Raw genomic sequence first — 8,367 nt, 5'->3', positions numbered from 1 at the left:
GAGACAAAAAAGCTGTTTACGGCTTTTGAGGCGCTCGCCCATGCCTTTGGGAAGGGCGGGCGCCGAACTAGAAGGAAGGGTTTTGGACATGGCAGTAAACGAGCATTTAAGTGCCGTTGATCTCGCGGCCGATATCAAAGCTAAGGGTATTTCTCCAGTTGAAGTCATGGATGATTGCATTGCGGCTATCGAGGCGCGCAACCCGTCGATCAATGCCTTCACCTATACGGCTTTCGACGAGGCGCGCGCGAAGGCGATCGAGGCGGAGAAGGTTCTCATGCGGGGCGATGCCGATGGTGCGTTCTTCGGCATACCCACGGCAGCTAAGGACTTTTTGCCCGGAGTTCCGGGTTGGCCGGGAACCACGGGGGGCGTGAAAGCCCTCTCGCACCAAAAAGACCCTGGTTACGGCTGTTTTACCAAGGCGATGGTTGACGAAGGCGCCATTTTGGTGGGTAAAACCAACGCTCCGTCGTTCGCTTTCCGAGGAACCTGCGACAACAAGATGTTCGGTGCAACGAGCACCCCGTTCAAGGTGGGCTACAACTCGGGCGGCTCCTCGGGCGGTTCCGCAGCCGCGGTGGGCGATGGCATCCTGCTTGTGGCGGAAGGCACCGACGGAGGCGGCTCGATCCGTATTCCCGCCGCATGGTGCGGTTGCTATGGTTACAAGGCATCAGTTGGAACCATCCCCGCAACCGTGAGGCCGAACGCCTTCTCTCTCACGCATCCCTACACATGGGACGGGCCGCTGAGCCGTACGGTTAAGGATTCCGCTTACGTGTTGCAGGCTATGGCTCGGTTCGACCCGTTCGATCCGGTGAGCCTCGACCGCGGCGAACGTGATTTCGCGGCGGCTCTCGACAAGCCGCTCAAGGGCTGGAGGATCGGATTCACGCCTGACTTCGGCATCTTTCCGGTAGACCCCGAGATCAAGGATATGGTTGCCGCTGCGGCGCAGCGGTTCGTGGAGGCCGGAGCAGTCGTGGAGCCGGTAGAGTTCGATATTTCACGCTCGCATTTCGAGCTTGCCGAGGCATGGTGCCGCCTCATATCCATCTCGGGACTGGAATCGATCGAGGCACTCAAAGGCGGGGGTATCGACCTATTGAGGGATCATGCTGACGATGTGCCGGCTGAATTCGTGTATTGGATCAACGACGCGTACCGTCGAGGCTACGTCGACTACAACGCTGACGATGTCGTGCGCACCGAGATATACGATGCGCTGCAAACGGCATTCCAAACCTATGACCTTGTCATCTCGCCCGTTACGGCGTGCCATCCGGTTCCGAACGTTCCCGGCGGCATCACGGCGGGCCCGACCGAGCTCGGCGGCGAGAAGGTCGAGCCGCTCATCGGATGGTGCCTTACCTACTTTTGCAACTTCACCGGACACCCGGCAGCATCCATCCCAGCTGGCCTCTCGAAGGACGGCTTCCCGGTTGGCATGCAGATCATCGGGCGGCGCTGGGCTGACGAGGATGTCTTGGCGGCAAGCGCGGCATTCGAGCGTATACAGCCTTGGGCGAAGATCTACCGGGTCACGGCCGAGCGCAATTTGCGTTAAGGCGGGTTCAGCGATGCCGCAAGCGCGCGTCTAAGAGACGCGCTTGCGGTTTATGGAAAAGGAGGGAATAGCATGTCAAACAAGACCACCGACAAATCGGTCGTCAAGTGCCTTGGCTTCTGCGGCTTCGGCATGGGTTCCAACATCACCGAGGTCGACGTGAAGGACGGGCGCGTGGCGCGCATCCGCCCGCTGCACTACGACCAGCTCTACACGCCCGAGGAGCTGAACGCGTGGAAGATCGAGGCGCGCGGGCACGTGCTGGAGCCGGGCATGAAGAGCTACCCGCCGCCGCTCTCGGTGGCGTACAAGACGCGCACCTACTCGCCGAACCGCATCCCGTACCCGCTCAAGCGCGTGGACTGGGATCCGAACGGCGAGCGCAACACCCAGAACCGCGGCTCGTCGAAGTACGTGCACATCAGTTGGGACAAGGCATGCGACCTCATCGCCGCCGAGATCAAGCGCATCCAGGAGGAGGCCGGCCCGTTCTCCATCATGGCGCAGTCCGACGGCCACGGTGAGACGAAGAACGTCCATGCCGCCCACGGCTGCCAGACGAACCTGCTGAACCTGACCGGCGGCTTCCTCAAGCAAGCCCGCCAGCCCGACAGCTGGGAGGGCTGGTACTGGGGCGCCAAGCACGCCTGGGGCATGGACCCAGTAGGCATGCAGACCATCACCACGAACGTGATCAAGGACATCTCCGACAACGGCGACGCCATCTTCTACTGGGGCGCCGACCCCGAGACCACGCCGTGGGGCTGGGGCGGTCAGATGGCCAGCCGCCTGTGCTACTGGTTCAACGAGATAGGCGTGCTGTCGGTGTTCGTGGCGCCCGACTGCAACTACGCCGCGGCCGTGCACGCCGACAAGTGGATCCCCGTGCTGCCGAACACCGACGTGGCCCTGCAGCTGGCCATCGCCTACGTGTGGATGACCGAGGGCACCTACGAGAAAGAGTATATCGACACGCACAGCGTGGGCTTCGACTGGTTCGAGTACTACGTGCTGGGCCGCGAGGACGGCGTGCCGAAGACGCCCGCATGGGCGGCCGAGCGCTGCGGCGTGCCCGACTACCGCATCAAGGCGCTCGCGCGCTACTGGGCGAAGCACAAGGTGTCCATCGCCCACTGCAACGGCGGCGGCTACATCCGCGCGGCGTTCGCCCACGAGCCGGCGCGCATGGAGGTGTACCTGCTGGGCATGCGCGGCGTGGGCCAGCCGGGCGTGAACCAGTTCCAGATGATCGAATGGCAGCTCATGGATGTGAAGACGCTGAACCCCCTGCCGTCGTGCAGCGTGCTGCCGTCCTCCGAGGGCGCCTACCGCGGCGCCACGATGGACCTGAGCGAGCCGTTCATCCCCAAGACCATGATCCACAAGGCCATCACCGAGCCGTCCATCGAGTGGCACGGCCACGTGATAGCTGGCATCGACCGCGCCGACCAGCTCATCCCGTTCAAGTACGCGCCCGAGCCCGGCAAGGGCATCCGCATGATCTGGTCCGACGCGCCCTGCTGGTCCACCTGCTGGAACGGCGGCCATGAGTTCCAGGACGCGCTGCGCCACCCGAACCTGGAGTTCGTGCTCGTGCAGCACCCTTGGATGGAGAACGACTGCCTGTTCGCCGACATCATCCTGCCCACCTCGACCACGCTCGAGCTGGAGGACTTCAACGTGGACGTGCGCAGCGGCCAGTGGAACGCCATCGCCTACGAGGGCCAGGCCGTCGACCCGGTGGGCGACGTGCGCACCGACTACGAGGCCGTGGGCGAGGTGGCCCGCGCGCTGGAGAAGCTGGGCGGCGTGTACGAGAACCTCTACGAGCGCTACACGCACGGCAACGAGGTGATCGACTGGATAGAGAAGGGCTTCCGCGAGTGCGGCATGGAGGGCGGCGACACGGCCGACTTCGACCGGTTCCTCGAGGACCGCTTCAAGCTGTTCCCCACCGAGGAGAACTGGGAGGCGAAGCCTGCCGGCCTCATCGGCTTCTACGAGGATCCGGAGAACAACCCGCTGCTCACGCCCTCGGGCAAGATCGAGTACTACTCAACCACGCTGGCCGAGACGTTCCCCGATGACAAGGTGCGCGGCCCGGTGGCGCACTGGATAGAGAAGGGCGACGGGCACGATGACCGCATCTCCAGCGAGCGCGCCAAGGATTACCCGTACCTGCTGGTGACGAACCATCCGCGCTGGCGCGTGCACGCGAACCACGACGACGTGCCGTGGTTCCGCGAGCTCGCCACGGGCAAGGTGGTGGGCCCTGACGGCTACGGCTACGAGCCTTTGTACGTGAACCCCGTGGATGCCGAGAAGCTGGGCCTGGCGGACGGCGACATCGCCGGCATCTACAACGAGCGCGGCATGGTGCTCGGCGGCGTCATCCTATCCGAGCGCATCATGCCCGGCGCGGTGTCGCAGGACCACGGCGCGCGCTGCGACAGCATCGTGGTGGGCATGGGCGGCCTGGACCGCGGCGGCGCCAACAACCTCATCTGCCCCTCGGCCACCACGTCGAAGAACGCGGCCGGCGAGGTGACGAACAGCTTCCTCGTGGGCGTGAAGAAGGTTGACGTGTTCGAGCTGGCCGGGCAGTACCCCGAGGCGTTCGCTCGCTCCTACGACGTGGAGTGCGGCCGGGTGCTCGACAGCCTGATTGTGGAGGAGTAGCCATGAAAGCTTTTCTGATCGACGTTGCCAAGTGCAACGGCTGCCATAACTGCCAGATTTCCTGCAAGGACGAGCACTGCGGCACCGAGTGGATGCCCTACGCCGCCGACCAGCCGATGACCGGGCACTTCTGGTGCAAGGTGGAGGAGAAGGTGCGCGGCAGCGTGCCGGTGGTGCGCGTATCGTACACGCCGCTTGTCTGCGGACACTGCGACGATGCGCCGTGTGCGGCCGCCGCGAAGGACGGCGCCGTGTACCGCCACGACGACGGGCTCGTGGTCATCGACCCGGCGAAGGCCAAGGGCCAGCGCGCCATCATGGACGCCTGCCCGATGGGCGCGATCTACTGGAACGAGGAGTTGAACCTGCCGCAGAAGTGCACGGGTTGCGCGCACCTGCTGGACGACGGCTGGGCCGAGCCGCGCTGCGTGGACGCCTGCCCTACGGGCGCGCTCTCGTTCGGCGAGGAAGGCGCGCTCGACCTGAAGGGCGCCGAGCCGCTCGGCCCGCTTGTGGGGCTCGGCGCGCATGCCTGGTACAAGAACCTGCCGAAGCGCTTCGTAGCTGGCTGCCTCGTGGACTTCGATTCCCGCGAGGTCGTGGTCGACGCCGAGGCGGTGCTTGTGGACGAAGCGGGAACCGAGGTGGCCCGCGTGCCCACCGATGACTTCGGCGACTTCTTGTTCGACCAGGTGGAGCCAGCCGCCTACACGGTGCGCGTGGCCGGCAGGGAGCTCGCGGCCGACGTGCGCGAGAAGGACCTGAACCTGGGGGATATCGCTTTGAGATGAATGGATAGAAGGAAGGTCGTTCCTGCCTAGCTGCTCCCCTGAGGCTGGTCCAGAATTTTGTCGGCGCCCCGCCAGATAGTGGTAGGGCGCCGATATTCTCGTGTGCCTTCAGAATGCGCCTCTTTGAGATACGGCACAAGTGCAAAGGGTTTGGAGGCCGCAGGTTGTCGTCGGGAATCGGATCGCTATGCAAGTTCTCGCACGGTAATTTCCCTCATGCAGATGATGTCTCCTTCGCGCTCGAGCACGCTAACGCTCTCGCCGAAGGACGCTTTGGGGCAAGCCTTCATCGCATCGGAGGCCAGCGAGCGCGGTATGGCGATACTGGGGACGTCTGCATCGTAACTGTAGGGGATCGACCCCGCACGCTCGGCCCATTCCCTCACATCCGCCGCTCCGCCACCGAACGCTTTGGCGCATCTCAAGAAGTGATCGTCCTCGTCGGCGTCCATCCAAGGCCATTGCCTCCGCAGCCGCCCGTCATGGGAGAACATCTTATTCTGCAAGTTGACCTGCGCGGATATCCTGTTGTCAGCACTGCAGTAGTGCACGCCCATGCGCAGGTTCTCGGCTACGGCAAACTCCATCAGGCGGAGTGCCTCTTTCTCGCTGCGCGCAATGGGAATGCCGCCGCTGTAGCGGTACTGGTACGGGTACTTGTACGGGTGCTTGCGCAACTCGAAGCCGCGCCGGAGGAACTCTTCGGTCTTGTGCAGTGGGAAGCAGAACTCCAGGAGATTGATGCCCCGCACCCCAATCGAATTGGCGCGCCGCATGAGGCTTTCCAGCTCGTCGACCGAGTCCGGGATGACCGGTACTTCTACGACCACGTCAGGAAGCACGGTCGCCGCCCTTTCCATCATTGCGAAGACATGCTCTTGGTTGTCGTCGAAGTCCAACGGCTTCACACTGAAACGGATCTCGTCCAAACCCGAGGAAGCAAGCTCTTCGAGGGTTTCTTCGTCAAGAAGGTCGCCGTTCGTGTATAGACGCAAGTGGGTAGCGGGGTACAGTTTCTTAGCATGGGCAAGAAACGGAAGAACCTGGTCCTTGTTCAAAAGCGGCTCGCCGCCTGTTACGGCCAGGCAGCGGAGCTTCGCACCCGCGGCGTGCGCTTGGTCGAGTTCCAAGCTTATATTGCGCTTGTGCACGCGGAAATGCTCGTAGTGGGGCTGGTTGCAGTTGAAGCAGAAATAGCAGTCTTTCGTGCAGCGAAGGTCGACGAACAGCGATGCCGTCTGCTCGCCCGTGCGGCATGCTCGGCATGCCGTCGATATCCAGCCGCGCCATACCGATGACCCCCCGTTCTCGCAGTGGCATGCGCACGTACGGCCCACTTGCTCTCTCCGCAAACGCGGAGAGGACTCCTCGCGTTCGAACAGCACCCCGAATTCTTCAATAGATGCTTCGAATTCCCTCTCGTTTGCTTCGAAAATTTCCGCATACTTTCGAATATCCATGGCGCATGACTCCTCCGTACGCGCTTGTGGAAGCTATTCCTTGAAAACTTGGTTGGCGTTTCCCGCCTTGGCTTTGGACGCAATGTCCGCTAGTGAGGCACCGCACGACTTGCATACTGCGGCGGTAGGGTTGTTCAGGAAGCCGCATTCCCGACAGAAGCCGGGTACGTTTTCCAACGAAGCGAGGTGCTTCGATGCCTCCCCACGGCATTTTCCGCAATTGCAGCATGCGTATCCGCACATACGTTCCCCTCGCCTTCTTCTTAGAAAGCCGAAGGACCCGCATAAGGATGACGGTGGGCCCTTCGGCTTGGCGTCCAGCTTGAAATGCCGATTGCCTTTTAAAGCTTGCGGTTCTCGACACGTTCGTCGTAGATGTGGGCCCAAGGCTGAATCTCCTCGAAAGCCGAGCCCATGGAGAGAACACCCTTGTCGTTGTAGCGCTGGCCGATGATCTGCATGCCTACTGGCGAACCGTCCTTTGCGAAACCGGCTGGAACCGAAATCGCCGGGTGCCCGGTGAAGTTGCAGAAGTAGGTGAGGCGCCATCCGATGAGAGGCTCGACCGGCTTGCCGTTGACTTCACGCACGAGGGTATTGCGATTCGGATCGTTTGCAGGCGGGTTGCAGGCGTTGGTCGGCGAGACGATGAAGTCGAATTTCTCGAAGGCGTTCTGCATTGCGTCGAACACCTCGGTGCGGATGGTGTCGTTGCGGATGAGGTCCCGGTAGCTGCGCCTGTAGGAATCCAACGTCCAGTAGATAAGCTCGGGGCTGATATCTTCGGGATAATCCTTGATGAGGTCGATACCTTGATCTTTCCAAGCAAGGATTGACTCGCTGTTGACGATCGACACCATCTGGCACCATGCCTCGGCGAGTTCGATGTGCGTGCGGGATTTAAGCGAGAAGTCGAGGCGGTTTACGATCGCGCCGGCCTCCTCGAAGCGCTTGGCGGCTCTCTCGACGATGGCTGCGACCTCGGGGTCGACCTCGTACAGGCCGAAGTCAGGGGTGAAGGCGATGCGCTTGCCTTCGATAGGCGCTCCCAGCGCCTCGGTGAAGTCTATTTTGCCCCAGTCGATGCTGAACGGATCGCGCGGATCGTAGTAGGCCATCTCGGTCAGCGCGCGGGCAGCGTCCTCGATGGTTCGGGTTTGGGCGCCGTCGAAGCAGAAGGGATGGCTCGTGCCGAAACCGTCGGGGCGCGGGGAGTTGGATACGAGGCCGAGCGACGGCTTGTAGCCGACGATGCCGCACCAGGCTGCCGGAATGCGGATCGAGCCGCCTCCGTCGGTGCCTTCCGCTATCGGGAGCAGTCCGTCGGCGACCGCGGCCGCGGAGCCGCCCGAGGAGCCGCCCGAGTTGTAGCCCACTTTGAACGGGGTGCTCGTTGCACCGTAGAGCTTGTCGTCGCACGTGCCGCGGAAGGCGAGCGAGGGGGCGTTGGTCTTGCCGACGAATAGGGCGCCTGCGTCGACCATGGCTTTAGTGTAGGTTGAATGGCACACGTCAACAGTGTCTTTTACGGCTGGGATGCCGCCGCAAGTGCCCTTCCATCCGGGCAGTACCGGTGTAAAGTCTTTAGCCGCCGTTGGTATGCCGAAGAACGCGCCTTTTGCGTTGCCGGCCATGAGCGTGCGCTCGGCCTCTTTCGCTTGGGCGCGTGCGCCTTCGAAGTCGACGTCGACCAAGGCGTTGATGCTTGCGTTGCGCTTCTCGATGCGGTTGATGAAATGATCCATGACCTCGATCGGGGAGATCTCCTTCGCCATGATCTTGCGCTGGATGGCGGAGGCGCTCATGTACGTGATGCTCTCCATCTTCCTCTCCTTAAACGAATCGAACAGCTTTAAACGGCGGAATA

General features: G+C 62.5%; 5 protein-coding genes. 3 read left to right on the top strand and 2 right to left on the bottom strand.

The window, feature by feature from the left end:
* Nucleotides 1-88 precede the first annotated feature (88 nt).
* The 3 genes from GPA_RS09005 (at nt 89) to GPA_RS08995 (ending at nt 5,040) form a co-directional block, all read left to right on the top strand.
* Nucleotides 89-1,570, top strand: a complete 1,482-nt coding sequence (locus GPA_RS09005) for an amidase (RefSeq protein WP_041239369.1) — start codon at nt 89-91, stop codon at nt 1,568-1,570.
* A gap of 72 nt (nt 1,571-1,642) precedes the next feature.
* Nucleotides 1,643-4,249, top strand: coding sequence for a molybdopterin-dependent oxidoreductase (locus GPA_RS09000; protein WP_015539671.1), 2,607 nt, complete (start codon nt 1,643-1,645; stop codon nt 4,247-4,249).
* 2 nt (nt 4,250-4,251) lie between these two features.
* Nucleotides 4,252-5,040, top strand: a complete 789-nt coding sequence (locus GPA_RS08995; RefSeq protein WP_015539670.1) for a 4Fe-4S dicluster domain-containing protein — start codon at nt 4,252-4,254, stop codon at nt 5,038-5,040.
* 185 nt (nt 5,041-5,225) lie between these two features.
* Here GPA_RS08995 and GPA_RS08990 read toward each other — a convergent pair whose 3' ends face one another.
* Complete coding sequence (locus GPA_RS08990) at nt 5,226-6,500, bottom strand: radical SAM protein (protein ID WP_015539669.1); 1,275 nt, start codon at nt 6,498-6,500, stop codon at nt 5,226-5,228.
* A gap of 341 nt (nt 6,501-6,841) precedes the next feature.
* Nucleotides 6,842-8,367 (bottom strand): amidase (locus GPA_RS08985; protein WP_231847615.1); only part of this gene is annotated, 1,526 nt, incomplete at its 5' end.

This window comes from Gordonibacter pamelaeae 7-10-1-b (assembly GCF_000210055.1).
GTDB classification, from domain to species: domain Bacteria; phylum Actinomycetota; class Coriobacteriia; order Coriobacteriales; family Eggerthellaceae; genus Gordonibacter; species Gordonibacter pamelaeae.
This window is presented reverse-complemented; position numbering and strand designations above follow the sequence as displayed.